This is a genomic window from Mastigocoleus testarum BC008 (assembly GCF_001456025.1).
Taxonomy (GTDB): Bacteria; Cyanobacteriota; Cyanobacteriia; order Cyanobacteriales; family Nostocaceae; genus Mastigocoleus; species Mastigocoleus testarum.
The window spans coordinates 91,937-109,962 of the sequence record NZ_LMTZ01000151.1; the positions used below are offsets into that span (position 1 = coordinate 91,937).

15 protein-coding genes are annotated in these 18,026 nt (G+C 41.1%); 8 read left to right on the forward strand and 7 right to left on the reverse strand.

Features of this window, described 5'->3' with window-relative positions:
• The first annotated feature begins 63 nt into the window (after positions 1-63).
• The 3 genes from rsmG (at position 64) to BC008_RS40695 (ending at position 3,742) form a co-directional block, all read left to right on the forward strand.
• Positions 64-807, forward strand: a complete 744-nt coding sequence (gene rsmG / locus BC008_RS40685) for a 16S rRNA (guanine(527)-N(7))-methyltransferase RsmG (RefSeq protein WP_036267087.1) — start codon at positions 64-66, stop codon at positions 805-807.
• A gap of 588 nt (positions 808-1,395) precedes the next feature.
• On the forward strand, positions 1,396-2,001 hold the full coding sequence (locus BC008_RS40690) for a DUF3038 domain-containing protein (protein WP_027845212.1): 606 nt from the start codon (positions 1,396-1,398) through the stop codon (positions 1,999-2,001).
• 25 nt (positions 2,002-2,026) lie between these two features.
• Positions 2,027-3,742, forward strand: coding sequence for a DUF4335 domain-containing protein (locus tag BC008_RS40695; RefSeq protein WP_036267090.1), 1,716 nt, complete (start codon positions 2,027-2,029; stop codon positions 3,740-3,742).
• A gap of 452 nt (positions 3,743-4,194) precedes the next feature.
• Here the strand turns inward: BC008_RS40695 and BC008_RS40700 are convergent, their stop codons facing one another.
• From BC008_RS40700 to BC008_RS50085, 7 genes are all read right to left on the reverse strand, one after another.
• Positions 4,195-4,659: a ferredoxin gene (locus tag BC008_RS40700; RefSeq protein WP_027845213.1), complete on the reverse strand. Its 465-nt coding sequence runs from the start codon at positions 4,657-4,659 to the stop codon at positions 4,195-4,197.
• Positions 4,659-5,045: a DUF1257 domain-containing protein gene (locus BC008_RS40705; RefSeq protein ID WP_027845214.1), complete on the reverse strand. Its 387-nt coding sequence runs from the start codon at positions 5,043-5,045 to the stop codon at positions 4,659-4,661. Before BC008_RS40705 ends, BC008_RS40700 begins: the two co-directional genes overlap by 1 nt.
• Positions 5,046-5,085: 40 nt before the next feature.
• Entirely contained in the window at positions 5,086-5,298 is a 213-nt protein-coding gene (locus tag BC008_RS40710) for a DUF2997 domain-containing protein (protein ID WP_027845215.1), read from the reverse strand.
• A gap of 812 nt (positions 5,299-6,110) precedes the next feature.
• On the reverse strand, positions 6,111-7,334 hold the full coding sequence (locus BC008_RS40715) for a type II secretion system F family protein (RefSeq protein WP_027845216.1): 1,224 nt from the start codon (positions 7,332-7,334) through the stop codon (positions 6,111-6,113).
• 114 nt (positions 7,335-7,448) lie between these two features.
• Positions 7,449-8,579 (reverse strand): type IV pilus twitching motility protein PilT, encoded by a 1,131-nt coding sequence (locus BC008_RS40720; protein WP_027845217.1) that lies wholly within the window; start codon positions 8,577-8,579, stop codon positions 7,449-7,451.
• A 172-nt stretch (positions 8,580-8,751) separates the two neighbouring features.
• Complete coding sequence (locus tag BC008_RS40725; RefSeq protein WP_027845218.1) at positions 8,752-10,764, reverse strand: GspE/PulE family protein; 2,013 nt, start codon at positions 10,762-10,764, stop codon at positions 8,752-8,754.
• Positions 10,765-10,826: 62 nt separating this feature from the next.
• Positions 10,827-11,012: a hypothetical protein gene (locus tag BC008_RS50085; protein WP_161938220.1), complete on the reverse strand. Its 186-nt coding sequence runs from the start codon at positions 11,010-11,012 to the stop codon at positions 10,827-10,829.
• A 440-nt stretch (positions 11,013-11,452) separates the two neighbouring features.
• Here BC008_RS50085 and grpE point away from each other — a divergent pair, with 440 nt between their 5' ends.
• From grpE to rsgA, 5 genes are all read left to right on the forward strand, one after another.
• On the forward strand, positions 11,453-12,256 hold the full coding sequence (grpE, locus tag BC008_RS40730) for a nucleotide exchange factor GrpE (RefSeq protein WP_407657098.1): 804 nt from the start codon (positions 11,453-11,455) through the stop codon (positions 12,254-12,256).
• A gap of 287 nt (positions 12,257-12,543) precedes the next feature.
• Entirely contained in the window at positions 12,544-14,577 is a 2,034-nt protein-coding gene (dnaK, locus tag BC008_RS40735; protein ID WP_027843112.1) for a molecular chaperone DnaK, read from the forward strand.
• A gap of 708 nt (positions 14,578-15,285) precedes the next feature.
• On the forward strand, positions 15,286-16,425 hold the full coding sequence (gene dnaJ / locus BC008_RS40740) for a molecular chaperone DnaJ (protein WP_027843113.1): 1,140 nt from the start codon (positions 15,286-15,288) through the stop codon (positions 16,423-16,425).
• Positions 16,422-16,679 carry a sulfurtransferase TusA family protein gene (locus BC008_RS40745; protein WP_058184619.1) on the forward strand — a complete coding sequence of 86 codons (258 nt, stop codon included), beginning with the start codon at positions 16,422-16,424 and terminating at the stop codon, positions 16,677-16,679. Before dnaJ ends, BC008_RS40745 begins: the two co-directional genes overlap by 4 nt.
• Positions 16,676-17,788 (forward strand): small ribosomal subunit biogenesis GTPase RsgA, encoded by a 1,113-nt coding sequence (rsgA, locus tag BC008_RS40750; RefSeq protein ID WP_027843114.1) that lies wholly within the window; start codon positions 16,676-16,678, stop codon positions 17,786-17,788. Before BC008_RS40745 ends, rsgA begins: the two co-directional genes overlap by 4 nt.
• Positions 17,789-18,026: the final 238 nt, after the last annotated feature.

An 18,026-nucleotide genomic window follows, 5' to 3' on the forward strand; every position in this document is an offset into this window, starting at 1 on the left:
AATCAAAATTTACCAATTATTTATTTGATAGTGGATAAATCAACACTACCTTCTCTACCTCAAATGGTAGAAATCTGGCAAAAAACTCTGAACTGGGAGCCAAATACACAGCAACAAGACAATTTTCAGCAGCTCTACGAATTGATATTACAGGGGAATCGCCAACTAAACCTAACTCGTATCACCGATCCCAGAGAATTTTGGGAAAAACACCTGTGGGATTCATTACGAGGTATTTCATCTTTATTACTATCAGAAAAATCAAAAACTAGTAAATATTCTCAACATTTACTCTCATCTTCAGCGAAATTAATTGACATTGGAACTGGTGCAGGATTTCCAGGTATTCCGATCGGAATAGTTGCAGAAAATATTAATGTAAAACTACTTGATTCAACCCAAAAAAAAATCAATTTTATTGATACACTTTTAACTAATATTCAATTAAGCAATATCCGAACTGTTGTGGGAAGAGCTGAGGCAATTGGTCAAAACCCCCAACACAGGGAAAACTATGATATTGCTACTGTTCGTGCCGTAAGTAATGCTTCAGTATGTGCTGAATACACATTGCCATTACTAAAACAGGGTGGTCTAGCAGTTATTTATCGGGGTAGTTGGACCGAAGAAGAAACAAATACTTTGCAAAGTGCGACTCAAAAGTTGGGTGGAGCGATCGAATCAATCGAGCGATTTACAACTCCCTTAACTCAGAGTGTTCGTCACTGTTTGTACCTGCGCAAAATAACTCACACGCCAGCAAAATTTCCTCGTGCTGTAGGTATACCAACTCAAAAGCCATTGTAAACTTCTCAGAATTCACTCACCCAGATTTTCATCAAAGATGTAATCCCAAAAACACACTCTCGAACAATGCATTCCCAAAAATATATTTCCCCAAAAAACTAATGTCAAAAGGAAATATAGAGTATTCCTTTCCTCACTTGCGGGGATAGGAGGGGGTTCGCATTTACCGAGGGGACGCTAGGAGGGAATTCGCATTTACTTAGAGAGTTAAGAAATTTGAATTTGCTTGAGGAAAATTTACTTGGGGAAAAAACCTCTTGATGTACTCATGAATTCAATGAATGTTTTCTTTACTACCTAACATTTGTGTAGTTTTTATATTATTGTGAATTCTCACAACAAAGAATAGTTAAAATTACCCAATGCGACCTGCAAAAATACAAACGTACTTTTATAAAGTAGTTTTTCATCATAGAGTAAGACAAAGACCACAAGCATTTTGGTCAAAAACAACATAAACTATAATCGCCAAGACTTAACTTTATATAGAGTTTTCGGCGAATACTAACAAAGAAGCCAATCTTTTAGTCATCAAGACTACGGTTTCAAAATGGGTAACAGCAAGCGCCCCTAACAGTCCGATCACCTATGCTAAAAGTTATGCAATCTGCTGCCAATTCATCCACTCCAATTTCCCTGTGGGATGATTTAACTAAGATTGATGCCCCTCCCATAGTTCAATGGGATAACATGAAAACCCAGCTGGACTTGGTGTTGTTAGCCCTAGAAACACTAGCTGGCATCGGTTCTGAAGAAATGCTGGCAGCAGCGAATGTACTCAATTTAGAGTCCAAACTGCCAGATCGTGTAGCACTATGGCGACTGCGCCAATCTAATCCCCTGCGAAAAGGTCAAGGAGGACGAAAGAAACTCGATATTGAAGAAGCACGATCGCTAGTAATGATTATCTGTCATCTTGCCAAACAGAATCAGGAATTAATCAGACGTGCGATCGATTTGTTAGAACAAATGGCTCAAGCAAACCGCGAACCTCACCAAGCAGCATTGCTAGGTGATTATATCGATGCTTTCTGTAATACTTATCAAGAACGGATGACGGAGGATGAAAAAGTTTCCACCGAAGTAATTAGCCACTTAGCATTAAAACTACTTATAGATTTACTGTTTTACAGTGGTCCCGGCGGACATCGTCGTCTTTGGCTCTCACTTATAGACCGTTCAACAAAATTTTAACAATGTCTTTTTCGTTGTTCTTGCCATGCCTTTATCAAATCCTGTAATTCGTCGGTACACGCCGCCTACCTGTACCTTAGAAATTTGGGCACAGAAGTCCCCAATATCGCGCTGGGCAAAACAATCTGTACTAAAACAACTAACTTTCGAACTACAGCTTGATGACCCGCGACTATCAGAAGAAGATAAGGTGACGATTCGAGGCGATCGCGAACAACTCGAAGCTTTGTGTACAAAAGTATCTGATTACGTGCAGGAATTACTGCAAAAAGATACAGAAAATTTTTGGCTGAGTTTCCAAGGTTCGCAAGTAAATAATCAAGTAGAACCGCCACCAGATAATTCGAGCAACACTTCGGCGTTTGCTCATAATCCCGATCCCAGCGTAAATAATTCAAATTCAAATACCGATAATTCAAACTCTGGTGTCTCCCAAGCATCGACAGGGAGTATCCACTTACAACCACATACCCATTTAAAACACAAACTTTTTCTAGGCTCGTTGACAAATCGGTCGACCGGTGAATTTGTTCAACTAACATCATTACAACTATTTGATCTAGCAAGTGCCCTGGAAAATTACTCTGCTGAATTTATTGCACTCCCAATGAGCACCAGCAGCACCAGCCAAAAAGGAAACACTTGGTCAAGTTGGGGCCCAGTTGCAGCCGTTGTAGCAGTAGCAGCAGGCTTAACACCTGTCACATGGCAATATGCGAACAGCCTCAGACAGCAACAAGTAGCTACCACATCTTCTTCTCAAAAAGATAATGTTGCTTTAAACTCATCACCTTTAGAAAAACAATCTTCATCCGAACTTGCTCCATCAAACTCCTTACCTTCAATTCAGCCACCCTTAACTTCTGACTTACCTTTATCTGTCAGTCCGCTTCCTGCACCATCATCTGTATCACCACAAAGTGGCACTGCAGGTGAACTACAACAAATTAAACCCGGTCTGAATAGTTCTTCAGGAATATCTGCAAATCGTGGCGCAAGTAGTACCTTTACAAAACCTGCAACTCCCAAAAGCAATACTTTAATCGTACCTGGAACACAATCAGACGCAGCACCAAATTCTTCAATTAAATCCTCAAGCTCGACCCAAACAAACTCCCAAAGTCGTATTGGATCTAATTCTATTCAAAGCAAGATTCCTCCAATCCCTTCGCCTCCTAAGAGTGCTGCCACTCCCGAATCACTTACAAATCCAATTACAAGTAACTTAACTGGTACAAATTTATCTACTAATAAAAATAACGAAACTTCGAGATCGTCAAGTCTTCCCCAACCCAATATTCCTGTGGGTTCTCAAACTCGAATAGGAGCGACCAATACAAGTACTTCACTAAATACTTCGACAAATACTTCAGCAAATACTTCTGATTTAATTACCAGCCTCAAAAGTAGACCTGGAAGTAATCCTAAAATTGCTACAGGTAACAGCGATTTACTTCGTTCCGAACAACAAGTGGCAGAAGTTAAAAAATATTTAAAACGCCGTTGGCAACCACCAAGTGGACTGAAACAAAGTTTAGAATACAGCTTAACTGTTGGAGTTGACGGCACAATCGAACGAATTCTTCCCTTAGGAAAAGCTGAAAGAGAAAATTTTGGTAAAACTGGAATACCTGCGATCGGGAACCGCTTTATCTCCCCCAGTAACACCGGACAAGATACGAGGATTAGGGCAGTTTTTAAGCCTAATGGTGACGTACAGGCATTTCCAGAAACTGATTAGTTTGGGTAACGGGTAATGGGTAATTGGTGATGGTAATTAACAGGTAATACGCAAGCACTATTCTTCCATCATGTAACGTTCGCTTAATTACTTATGAAAAAATATTTTTGTAGTAGCGCTTTAGCACCAATATTTGTCCACCGTACTATTAGCGCTAGCGTTTCTCCTGTCAGGACGTAGTGCTCTACCAACCTTATTACAAGTTTTTTACCGGACGTGATATCACCCACCTGTTTATAAGAGAAGTATTAAAAACTCATAAAAAGCGAAAAGGACTACTAAGCGTAGTCCTTTCGTTCGTATATAAAAAAATTTCTTTCTATGTGCGCTTCCCAGTGTGAAATTTTTTTATTGGATCCTCATGACTCATTAATCATGAGCACAAAGAATATTGTGAATATGCAAGCGATCGATGAGTAATGATAAAAGGTGTCTTGTCAATTAAAAGAAGTTCAACTGCTTGATTTCTTTTTCTTTTTCATCTTTTGCTTTCTACGCCGTACCTCTGCAGATAAAACCGAACGATCTATAGGAAAACCTGCTAAAGGAACTACCTGATACGAACGTTCTGTTTCTAGCCGTTTGACCTCGGTGTAATCAAACCAATGAATACAATCAACCGGACAAGTGTCAATCGCTTCCTGGATAACTTCTTCAGAATCTCCGTCTTGCCGGATTACCCGCGATCGCCCGTAATCTGGTTCAATATAAAATGTATTCCGGGCAACATGGGCACAATGTTTACAACCGATACAGGTTATTTCATCAACGTAAACACCTTTCTGACGAAAAGTACCACCCAGTTCGGGTTCTAATCCAGAACGCTCTGCTTCGGAACGAAAATAACCACCTAATTCTGGTTCAAAACCAGAACGCTCTTCATCCGATTCTGGCTCTGGTGGCAAAAAATCAGACATTACGCACTCCAGCGTTGTACTACAAGGCGAATAGAACCATCTTGAGCTTGTTTTTGTTCGGCAACTTGAAAGCCAGCCTTAGCTGTTTCTTTAACTACTGTGTGATAAGCATAACGCTGTGTTACCTGACGCAAAAATCCTTCTACGGACAAATTCTGTTCCCAATACTGTAGATCGGCAACTAGTTCGTATTCCTTACCATTCCATGTAAAGCCGACATCATAACCATTGTCTTGCTCAATGGTAACTTCTGCAGCATGAGTTTGACCGCGATAGCCGCGAACATCTCTAGGACCTTGCTTCCAATCTATGCCCAAATCATTTAGTGCATCTTTTAAGGACTCAAGATTACGGATTTCAGTCTTGATTTGGCTAAAGTGTGACATAGTGATTGTGAATCAATAAACTCTCTTGATGTTGAAAAATTTACCAATCGCTAAAAGTCGATTGGGTATTCGCTACTTCGCCTGATTGTTCTACTTTGCTGGCAAAGAACTCTGAGGTTGGTTGATGCGTTACTACTACTCCTAGTTGTTCTTCTATTGCAGCAGTAACCTCAGCGCAAGAAGCACCTATAATTCCGGTGACTTTTTCTTGCACCCGACCATCTGGATAAATTATGAACTCCAATGTCTCCATGCTTTTAGTCGATTGCAACAGTAGAACTCAACAATAACGGACGCATACTACAAAAGAAATATGGGTGTATGTGCGAATCACATATTTAACCTTGTAATAGAAGTTTTATATGTTCACTAATGTTTCATATTTCTAAATATACATTTCATAATATTTACAAAAGTTATTTTTAAAATGAGCCTACACCCCTATACCTTGTAAGTTTCCCTTAACCATTATCATAAGTCAAGCTCCAATATCCTGTGGAGAGCTTTGCAATTGGGAGCCTGAAATCCTTACTACGAGAATTATTAGGGCTTATTGGCTTTTTAGAGCTACTGTCATAAACTATTGATAATATTTATTATTTATATTGTTTTCTGCTGTGTTGTTTGCTAATTGCTATGAATGCACAATATGCAGATATATTTGTACGAATATCATTGATTTGATGTGAATATCACCGATTTTCGTTTTTAGTTACTTGTAAAAAATCTAAATTTTGAATCTAAATTTTGAATCTAAATTTCAATCTGAATTTGAATCTAAATTTGAGCTTTGATTGCCAATGTTCAAAGTATTTGTGGCTATACTGCAGCAATCATTAGTGAATTATATATTCCATTAATCTTAAGCTTTTGTTAGAAGTCAACTCCTAAATCTTGATTCTCATGAATAATTTAGAATTGCTATAACTCTCGACTCATTATTTATCACTCATTACTCCTGAATTTTGCTAACTGCATTCAGCTTTCCACAAAATATAAGGGGCGAAAGCCCCTTAAAAATTGCAGTTTATTTACAAAAATTAAACTCTTTCCCAAATGGAATTCTTATCCCAAATCTTCAAAGACTTTAAACATAGGTAAATACATAGAGAGTAAAATTACACCAACCATCCCCCCAAGAACCACAATCATAATTGGTTCGAGAACGCTGGTTAAAGCTTTAACTGCTTGTTCGACCTCATCTTCATAAAAATCAGCAACTTTCATTAACATTGCATCTAATTCTCCAGTTTCCTCACCTATGCTGATCATTTGGATCGCCATGATGGGAAAAACAGGGTACTTTTGTAAGGCAAGGCTAATCATACCCCCTTGTTGTACTTCAGCCCGTGCGGCGTCGATGGCGTTGGCGACAACTTGATTTCCCGAAGTGTCTCGGACAATTTCCAATGAAGTCAAAATTGGTACGCCAGAACGCGTCAAAGAACCAAAGGTACGGCTAAAACGAGCTACGGAAGATTTTTGAATTAAGTCGCCAAATAAAGGCATTTTTAGAGAAAGACGGTCAATGGTTTCTTTACCAACGCGAGTTTTATAGTATTGCTTATAAGCAAAAGCAAAAGCTGCTACCGCACCAATTACAACTAATACCCACAAACTTCTTAATATTTCACTGACCCACAACATGAACGCAGTTAGAGGTGGTAGTTCAGTTCCCAAATCTTTAAAAATGTTGGCAAAAATTGGAATCAGGAAGATAGTCATAGCCAAGAAAATACCAACTGCCAGAATTCCCACCACAACAGGGTAAGATAGGGCAGCTTTAATTTGGTTTTGTAAACGGGCTACATCTTCGAGTAACTTCGCTAAACGATTTAGTACCTCATCTAAAACACCCCCAACCTCACCAGCTTGGATCATGCTGACATACAATCCATCAAAGCACTGGGGATGTTTCCGCATTGCATCAGAGAGATTGACTCCATTTTGGACATCAGAACTAATCTCTGTAAGTGCTGATTTTAGTTTGGGGTTAGTACACTGTTCTGCAAGAACTCCCAAACTCCTAACTATTGCCACTCCTGCATTCACCAAAGCGGCTAATTGACGAGAAAAAACAGCCTTATCTTTTACTGAAACTGTTGCAAATTTAGTTTGAAGACCAGCTAAATCAAAGCTTTGAAAGCCTTGAGAATATTCTTTTAAATCTTGAACGACAAAACCTTGATCCCTGAGATTAGTACGAGCTTGCACTAAGGTATCAGCAACAACTTTCTCTTTTCTAGATTTGCCTTGTGCATCCCGGATGCGGGCAACAAATGTTGGCATTTATCACCTCTATATAAATTAATTATTGGTGTAATGTTTAGTCTTTGGGTTTAATTTTTAGTTTTTGATTGCAGAGTTATAAAACTCAAGGTGACTAACCTGAAATGTCCTTAACTACCTTCTTAAAGGAACTTTTCCACCTGTTTTTGCTTGAGCCGCAGCCTGGGGAGCAGCAGCACCAATTAAACGCTGGACTTCATCGGGTTTAGAAGTTTTTGATATTGCAGCTTCAAAGGAGACTGTTCCCTGTTTGTATAAATCTGCTAGAACTCTCTCCAAGGTTTGCATCCCTAGTTTGCCGCCAGTTTGAATTGCTGAGTAAATTTGTGCTGTTTTACCTTCGCGAATTAAGTTGGAAATTGCTGGGGTAACTACCAAAATTTCTTGCGCCATTACCCGCCCAAATTCGCCCGGTTTGGGATTTTTTCTTGGAACTAAAGTTTGGCTGAAAATTGCCACTAATGAGTTGGATAGCTGTACCCGCACCTGAGTTTGTTTCTCGTGGGGGAAAACATCAATGATCCGGTCAACTGTTTGAGCAGCAGAGGAGGTGTGTAACGTTCCAAATACCAGGTGTCCTGTTTCTGCTGCTGAAATAGCCAAGGAAATAGTTTCTAGATCCCGCATTTCACCAATTAGGATAATATCTGGATCTTCTCTTAGTGCGCCTTTGAGAGCATTACCAAAACTTTTAGTATCTTCACCCAGTTGTCTTTGGTGAACTAGGCTTTGAATTGGTTCGTAAACGAATTCGATCGGATCTTCAATGGTTAAAATATGTTCTGCCCGCGTGCGGTTGATTAGATCGATCATTGCTGCGAGGGTTGTAGTCTTACCAGAACCAGTCGGACCAGTTACCAAAATCAGTCCTCTGGGCTTTTCTGACATTTCCTTTACCACATTTGGCAAACCTAATTGCTCAAAGTTGGGGATTTTTGAACTCAAAGCCCGCAAGCAAGCAGCATAAGTACCTCTATCCTTATAAACGTTCACCCGGAAACGAGCTAATCCTTTCACACCATAGGAACAATCTAACTCCCAAGTTTGTTCTAAAGTTTTTCTTTGGGAGTTATTAAGCATGCTGAAAATTAACCTTTGACATTGCTCAGATGATAGAGCTTCATTGCCAATAGGAGTTAGTTTGCCACTGATGCGAAAATAGGGAGGTAAGCCAGCAGTCAAGTGCATATCAGACCCCCCCATTTCAATCATTTGTTCCATTAAGTCTTCAATCATCAGGTCCATATTGATTCATCTCCTGTTGTTATTTGTCCGTTATTCTTTCCTTTTACCCAATCCCCAGTCGCCGGCTATGACTATAGCTGCGCTACCTACGGAGCGGAGCCGTCACCTACGGATCTGCCGACGCCGTAGGCTCTATGCCGCTTGCGGCGGCACGCAGTGCTATCCCCAATTCTTAATCTTGAAACCTAGATGTCATGCAGTAAGGACAATCCAGCCATTCTGGTTTTAAATCAGCGCCACAATTTCGGCAGGTCAAACCACTCTTGCGCTTAGCTTTTAGCTCTGCTTCTAAACCGGTATCTGTGAAGGTTACCCTTTGTACCTCTTCCAGGGTTGTTGCACCTTGACGTACAAGTTCTAAGCTGTAAGCTAGCAATGTTTTCATACCATCCTCTACAGCAGCTTCTTTAATCAACTCAGTTGGCGCTTCTTCGTTGATTAGAGTTTGCAGGCGCTCGGTAATTTGCATCACTTCATAAACACCGCAGCGTCCTTTATAGCCGATCCCATTACAATCTGGACAGATTTGATTATTAGTTTTAGCTTGGGCAATTTGTTCATTTGTCAGAGTATTAGCTTTGTAAAAAATTACATCTGCATTTTGGCTGACCGACAAACCATAGCGAGCTAATTCTTCTGGTGAAGGAGTGTAAGGAAGACGACAAGTGGAACAAACTCTTCTTACCAAACGTTGTGCTAACACTCCAATTAAAGAACTGGAAATCATAAACGGTTCAATTCCCATTTCTCCCAAGCGAGCGATCGCCCCAGGAGCATCATTGGTGTGCAAAGTGGTTAAAACTAAGTGACCTGTCAATGCTGCTTCAATGGCAGTTTTTGCCGTTTCCTTATCCCGCGTTTCACCCACTAACAGTACGTCTGGATCCTGTCGCAAAAACGCCCGTAAGGCTGTGGAAAAATCTAGACCTTTTTCTCTAATTACCTGTACCTGGGTAATTCCCGGCAAACTATATTCAATGGGGTCCTCCACCGTACTAATATTGATTCCCGGTGAGTTGCGTTCCGACAGCGCCGAATAAAGTGATGTGGTTTTACCAGAACCTGTTGGTCCAGTAACCAAAATTAGACCGAAGGGACGACCAACCATTTCCTGAACAATTTCTAAAGTCCCAGGGTCCGTAATTAATTTATCCAATCCCAATTGAGTGGACGAGTTGTCTAAAATCCGCAATACTACTTTTTCTCCGTAGCGACTAGGTAAAGTATTTACCCGGAAGTCAACCTTGCGTCCTTCAAATAAGCGTCGGATCCGTCCATCTTGGGGTAAACGCCGTTCCGCAATATCTAAATTAGCAATAATTTTAAATCGTGCCGTAACAGCAGGAATAATTTTTTTTGGTAGTGGGTCAAATGCTTGATTTAAGACCCCGTCTTTGCGGAAGCGGATACGTAAATTTTCTTCTTGGGGTTCAATATGAATATCAGAAACTTTATCGTGTAGGGCTTTAGCAAGAATTCTATTAACTAAATTAATAATTGGAGCATCTTCTGCACCTTTCATCGCTGCTCCCAAATCAGCTTCAGCTTCATCAGGTGCATCCTCAAGATCTAGATTGTCCAAATTTTCTAAATCTTGATTGATATCTGTAAATTTTTCTTTTTCCAGTTTCTTTTGCTGGACAGCTAATTCATCTAAAAATTGATTAATCAGTTGCTGGTAATCTTCTTGAGTAATTACCATTCGCTGTAAAGTAAAACCTTGGGGGCGCAAAATACGATTTAGATCGTCCGAAGCCTCCAAATTGTCCGGATTGACCATCGCCACTAAAACCGAAGGTGGGTCTTGGTCTTGATTTTTGGATAAAGGTACCAAGTTATGGCGACGACATATATCTACTGGAATCAGGGAATTAATTAAGTTTCCCACCGCTGTGTTGCCAACTTGACTTACTTCCGGATCTAAGGAGTCAACACCGTAGAGTATTTTAAGTTCAAATAGTTGATGTTTTTTATACTCTCTAAGTAATTCTGGTGATAGTTGTTTCCCCGATATGGATTCGATAATTTCTGTTAGGGGTCTGCCGGATTTACGACTTTCAATTAACGCTTGTCTCATCTGTTCGCTATTAACAACACCAGATTGGACAAGCTTATTGCCGAAGGGCGAAAATTCCGTTCTGACACTGAGAGCAGTACTGCGTCTTTGTGCTGACGAGTAAGTCATATATAAGTAACAAATAGTTCAAAGCTGTGATGTTAGTATTCCCAAATTAGTGCGGCGAATTTTCATGAGGGTTGAATTTGGGGATTGGGGATTAGGGGTTGGCGACTGGGGATTAGGGGTTGGCGACTGGGGATTGGGTATTGGCGACTGGGTATTGGCGACTGGGGATAGCACTGCGTGCCGCCCGCCACCTGTGCTAACGCACCGCTAGAGCCTACGGCGTCGGCAAAGCCTCTGACTAACGTCACGCTTCGCTTTCGCTAACGCTAACGCGTAAGCGCGCTCATAGCGGCATAGAGCCTGCGGTGTCGGCAGATCCGCAGGTGACGGCTCCGGATCCGTAGGTAGCGCAGCTATAGGTAGCGCAGCTATAGTCATAGCCTCTGGCAACTGGCGACTGGGAATTGGGTGATGAGAATTAAAGTAGGTATTGCTTTTTGTTACTTATGACTAGTAATTTAATTTGTTAGCGCTCTGCGCTAACGCCAACCCCTAATCCCTAATCCCCAATCCCTAATCCCCAGTCGCCAATACCCAATCCCCAGTCGCCAATCCCCAATCCCCAAAATGCTCAGTATTTGTCACAATAGAGGACGTTGATGTTTTCAGATTCGGAAAAATTCACGCCTGGGATACGCTTTTATATTTATTATTTATTGGTTGGAAATAAATTTAACGGCTGTATGATATGGCAACTATAGAAGACAAGCACTTGGAAGAAAGCACAATGACAGACGAGGAAAATAAACAAAACGATACGATTGAAAAATCAGATGAGCCTAAAGAGGAGAATCAAGAAATGATTGATGACTCTGCGGTTCAAGCGAATGCGGATGCTAACGAACCTGCTGATGAAGTCACAGAAGAAGCAACAAAATCCGATAGCCCAACAGTAGATGAAAATGTGTCACCCAATCCAGAACCCCAAACGGTTGCAAATGAGACGGTAACAAATACTGTAGATAGCGCTCAATTAGTGCAAATGACCCAGCAGATCGAGTCTCTCAAAGCTCAACTAGAAGAGCGTACGATCCAATATGCACGCTTAGGAGCAGATTTTGATAATTATCGCAAACGCATGCTCAAAGAAAAAGAAGAACTTGATTTGCAAGTGAAGCAAAGGGCAATTACTGAATTGTTACCCGTTGTGGATAACTTTGAACGTGCTCGGGCGCAAATCAAACCCCAAAATGATGGGGAAATGGGGATTCATAAGAGCTACCAAGGTGTTTACAAACTATTGGTAGACTGCCTCAAGCGTTTGGGAGTTGCTCCCATGCGTCCCGAAGGTAAAGAATTCGATCCCAATCTCCATGAAGCAGTAATGCGCGAACCTACTGATGAACATCCGGAAGGAACAGTGTTAGAAGAGTTAGTGCGCGGATATTATTTGGGCGAGCGGGTGCTGCGCCATGCAATGGTTAAAGTTGCTGCTCCGAAGGAAGATACATCAGTCTCAGAAGAGGATACCTCTTCTTCTGCATCTAGCTAAGGTATGTTTCTTTTTTCTAACTGACAAAAAGTACTTTCCTAACAGTATTGGCGAGCACAGTGTGTCTACGTTCATATTTTTTTGCTTGCGATTTACCTCAACCTGAGTGACTTTTGGGAAATTGACCTGAATACAGGCGATCGCTTGAAATTTTTCTCTCACTCGGTTTATCGCAGTCAGATTGAAAACTCCCCATGCCGCGAGCCATTATGCCCGAATTTTTGAGCGGTGCGAAGTTGCCGCTCAAAACTTCGTAAAAGAAGTACTAAGTAAAAATATTGTTAGTTATGGGAAAAGTTATAGGTATTGACTTAGGCACTACCAATAGTTGTGTAGCGGTGCTCGAAGGTGGTAAACCAATTGTAATCGCCAATTCGGAAGGGGGTAGAACGACTCCCAGTATCGTCGGTTTTGGTAAAGGTGGAGAGCGTTTGGTTGGTTCCTTAGCAAAACGCCAGTCTGTAACTAATGCTGAAAATACCGTTTATAGTATTAAAAGATTTATTGGTAGACGTTGGGAAGATACGATTTCTGAGCGCGATCGCGTTCCCTATAAATGTATTAAAGGTCGGGATGAGACCGTTGATGTAGAGATTCGCGGACGGAACTATACACCCCAAGAAATTTCGGCAATGGTTCTGCAAAAACTCAAGCAAGATGCAGAAATTTTTCTGGGAGAAGCAGTATCCCAAGCTGTCATAACTGTTCCAGCCTATTTTACTGATGCCCAAAGACAAGCAACCAAAGATGCTGGTACTATTGCAGGACTAGAAGTTTTACGGATAATTAACGAGCCAACTGCTGCTGCTTTAGCATTTGGTTTGGACAAACAGGATGAAGAACAATTAATTTTAGTATTCGATTTGGGTGGTGGTACCTTTGACGTATCCATCCTGCAATTGGGAGATGGAGTCTTTGAAGTTAAGGCTACCTGCGGAAATAATCAACTTGGTGGGGATGATTTCGATAATCTGATCGTGCAGTGGATGCTGGAAAAATTTCAGCAAGAAGAAAATATTGACCTATCCCAAGACAAAATGGCTCTGCAACGCTTGCGCGAAGCCGCAGAGAAGTCAAAGATAGAACTTTCTAGTATGGGTAGCACCTCAATCAATTTACCGTTCATTACTGCTGATAGTGGCGGTCCTAAACATCTGGAGATGGAACTCTCTCGCTCCAAATTTGAGGAACTCTCCAGTAATTTGATCGAGTCCACTATCGAACCGATGGTTCGAGCCCTCAAAGATGCAGACCTCAAACCACAAGATATCGATAAAATTATTTTGGTTGGTGGCTCCACCAGAATTCCTGCGGTGCAAAATGCCCTTGTTAAGTTTTTTAACGGCAAAAATCCCGATCGTTCTATCAACCCTGATGAAGCTGTAGCCCTAGGTGCAGCAGTCCAAGGTGGTGTAATGGGTGGTGAAGTTGATGATTTATTACTACTGGATGTCACACCTTTGTCTCTGGGAATTGAAACTCTAGGAGAAGTCTCTACCAAAATTATTGAGCGCAATACCACAATTCCCACCAGCAAATCCCAAGTTTTTTCCACTGCTGTTGACGGACAAACTTCAGTAGAAATTCACGTTCTTCAAGGAGAAAGAGCGATGGCTCGGGATAATAAAAGTCTCGGTAAATTTCTTCTAACTGGAATTCCCCCATCTCCCCGGGGTATCCCTCAAATTGAGGTTTCATTTGAAATCGATGTTAATGGAATTTTGCAAGTTGGAGCAAAAGACCAAGGTACGGGTAGGGAACAGAGTATTCGGATTACTAACACTGGTGGTTTGAGCGCCAATGAAGTAGAGCGGATGCGCAATGAAGCTGAAGTATATGCTGAAGATGATAAGAGACGTAGAGAACTAGTTGAATTACGAAATCAAGCAGAAAATCTTTTGCTCGGTTATAAATCCACTTTAGATGATAATAGTGAATCAATTGGTGAATCGGTCAAAGTATTAGCTGAGGAAAAATTATCCAGTCTTCGCACTGCGATGGCTGATGATCGAACTTCTGTAGCTGAATTTAAACAACGTCTCGAAGACTTCCAAGAAAGTTTATTTGCTCTCGGTACCGAAGTATACACCAAAGCTAACGAAAGTACGGTTGGTTCTGAACCTTCATCTGAAGAAGAATTGACTGTAGAGCAATCAGACAATCCTTTTCAACCAGAAAATTCAGCAGTTGCTGTTGCTGATTTAACTACAAACTCAACAACAAACTCAACAGCAAACACAGATGCACAAGCAGAAACATTGTTTGACTTTAACTTTACGGGAGAAAGTGACCCACAAGTAGACTATGAAACTATTGAGTAATCTAATTTCAAAGATTAATTGGACTTAGAGTGACTTAACTGTTTAGAGCAAACCAGAGCAAACAAAATATATTTCCGCCCTCTATCTTGCTTTTCGATTAAAGATGGGGGGTTTTCCACACCCAAATTGTGCGGCTAGCACCTATAGTTTATGTGCAGAGTTTTCTGTTTATACGTAGCACAATTGTAAAAGAGGTCGCTTATTTGCGACCAAAAATGCAAGCATCATTGGACAACATAGCCGGAGAATACTATTTTGGTGAAAGTTCGCCATTTTGTGAAGTGAGGTAAGTCGGTATCAAACATCAGTGTTTTTTATCGTCATATTTGTTATAAGATTACTTGTCCTTTTAGCTTTTACCCTAAAGCTTCTAATCTCAAAACTTTTAGTTCCAAAACTTTTAGTTCCAAAACTTTTAGTTTAGAGGTTATTGGGTTTTTAGCACGGAAAAACCTTCACTGTTACGATAGTATAAGTTAGGTCTGCGGCGATCGTAAGAGTGACTTTTATTATCTACTCCAGGAGAAAGTATTTGTTGCTAGAAATTTAGTCGTAATTTTTGTAGAAGCTAAAAAGTAAAATCAAATATTAACAAAATTTAACTCTTGCCTTCTGACTTGCTAAACTTCTAAACTTAATGGCGGAATTTGCTTCTCCAAGTTGTTTGTGCATTGCTGCTTTCTACCTTTTAACGTTCACCTTTGATATATGGCCCGCGACTACTACGAAATTCTGGGCGTCTCTCGCGACGCCGACAAAGAAGACATAAAACGCGCATATCGTCGTTTAGCCCGTAAATATCATCCTGATGTCAACAAGGAAAGTGGGGCTGAAGAGCGCTTTAAAGAAATTAATCGTGCTTACGAAGTTCTTTCAGAACCAGAGATCCGCGCTCGCTATGACCGTTTTGGTGAAGCTGGTGTATCAGGTGGAGCAGGAGGCGTAGGCTTCCAAGATATGGGAGATATGGGTGGTTTTGCCGATATCTTCGAAAGTATCTTCAGTGGCTTTGCTGGTGGCGGTGTGGGAGCTACATCCCAAAGGCGACGCAGTGGACCAGTGCGCGGTGATGACCTGCAGTTAGATTTAAAATTAGATTTTCGGGAAGCTGTATTTGGCGGCGAAAAACAAATTCGGATCGCTCATCTAGAAACTTGTGATGTTTGTAGTGGTTCCGGTGCAAAACCAGGAACTCGTCCCCGCACCTGCTCTACTTGTGGTGGAAATGGTCAAGTTCGCCGTGTTACTAGAACTCCTTTTGGTAGCTTTACCCAAGTTTCAACTTGTCCGACCTGTAATGGTTCAGGAATGGTAATTGAAGAAAAATGTGACAGTTGCGAAGGAAAAGGCACAAAACAGGTAGCCAAACAACTTAAAATTAGTATTCCACCAGGTGTTTACGATGGTTTGCGCCTGCGAATTCCCGGAGAAGGAGATGCAGGTCAGCGTAGCGGTCCCCCAGGAGATTTATACGTTCAGCTATCTGTAAAAGAGGATAAAGAGTTTCAACGGGATGACTTGAATATTCTTTCCAGCACTACGGTTAGCTACCTACAAGCAATACTGGGTTGTAGTTTGGAGGTGGAAACTGTTGATGGACCGGTGGAACTAATTATTCCTCCCGGAACACAACCGGGTACGGTGATGAAACTAGAAAATCGGGGCGTACCGCGTTTGGGTAACCCTGTGAGTCGCGGCGACCATTTAATTACAGTATTAATTGATATTCCCAATAAGATTACTTCTGAAGAGCGAGAATTGCTCTTAAAGCTAGCTAAAATAAAGGGGGAACGCACCGGTAAAGGTGGTTTAGAAGGATTTTTGGGAAATTTATTCCATCAACGATGAGTTTATCTTCGCTTTCAACTCCCGATGCTCAACTCGATTTACGCGGCACCCCGTGCCCAATTAATTTTGTCAGAACAAAACTTCGCTTGGAACAAATGCAGCCAGGAAACTTATTAGAAGTTTGGCTGGATCCAGGGGAACCGATTGAGCAGGTCCCCGATAGTCTGACAATGTCTGGCTACACAGTAGAGAAAATTACCGAATGTTCTGATTACTTCTCCCTATTAGTACGCTGTCCCGTTGCTGTGGAATGAAAGGGAAAACTTTTTTTCGCGAGGGACATTTACTGGGCAGGGTATTAGCCGTGCAAGCAAATTTTTATAGGGTTCAGTTAGATCCAAGAGGCAGCATTGATGAGGAAAATAAGGAACTCAATTTTGTTTCTTTCCGTTCCTCGGTTGCCCCAATTTTGCTTTGTACCCGCAGAACCCGCCTGAAAAAAATTGGTCAACAGGTAATGGTTGGCGATCGCGTAGTAATAGAAGAGCCAGACTGGAATGGTGGGCGGGGTGCAATTGCTGATGTGTTAGACCGTCAAACGGAGTTGAAACGCCCAGCAATTGCCAATGCTAATCAAATTTTGTTAGTTTTTGCTGCAGACGATCCGCCTTTAGAGCCATATCAACTCAGTCGTTTTCTAGTAAAGGCTGAGTCTACAAATTTAAATGTATGTTTATGTCTAAATAAAAGCGATTTAGTAACCCCGCAACAACAAGCAGAAATTTATGAAATGCTAGATAAATGGGGTTATAAATCAATTTTTCTGAGTGTATATAAAAATATAAATATTGAAAAATTATCTCCAATTCTTAAAAACAAAATTACGGTTATTGCTGGACCTTCTGGAGTGGGAAAATCTAGCCTCATTAATGCTTTAATTCCCGATGCGAATTTACGGGTAGGTGAAGTCTCAGGTAAAATCGCCAGGGGTCGTCATACCACACGCCATGTAGAGCTATTTGAACTGCCTAATAGCGGTCTACTTGCTGATACTCCAGGTTTTAATCAACCGGATATTAATTGTGCACCTGGGCAGTTACCTTTTTATTTCCCAGAAGCAAGGGAGAAATTGAAAACTGCTAACTGTCGCTTTAGTAATTGTTTGCATCGAGATGAACCCGACTGTGTGGTTCGTGGTGAATGGGAACGTTACGAACATTATTTAGTTTTCCTAGAAGAAGCTATTACTCGGCAAACTGAACTTAGCCAACAAACCGATCCAGAATCAACCTTGAAGGCAAAAGTGACAAGAAAAGGTAAAAATCGGTACGAGCCAAAATTGGAAAGTAAAAAATATCGTCGTCTTTCCCGACGCAAACAGCAGCAGATACTGCAAGATTTATTTAATGAAGATGAAGAGTAGATGAAGTAATGGGTTATAGGACAGGAGTATTGGACATAGAGCATGGGATAATCTGAAGCATGGGATTTGCGATGCTGCGGGTAGTAATGCTACAAAGTTTTACAGAAAAAAGTAACGCCTCGCGCTACTAATATCTTCGCTTTGCGATATCGGCTAATTAACAATTGATTTTTGTAGATCGTTAAAAGTCAAGGAAAGGCGATTACGATCCCCAGAAAGTCTTAAAATATTGTTAATT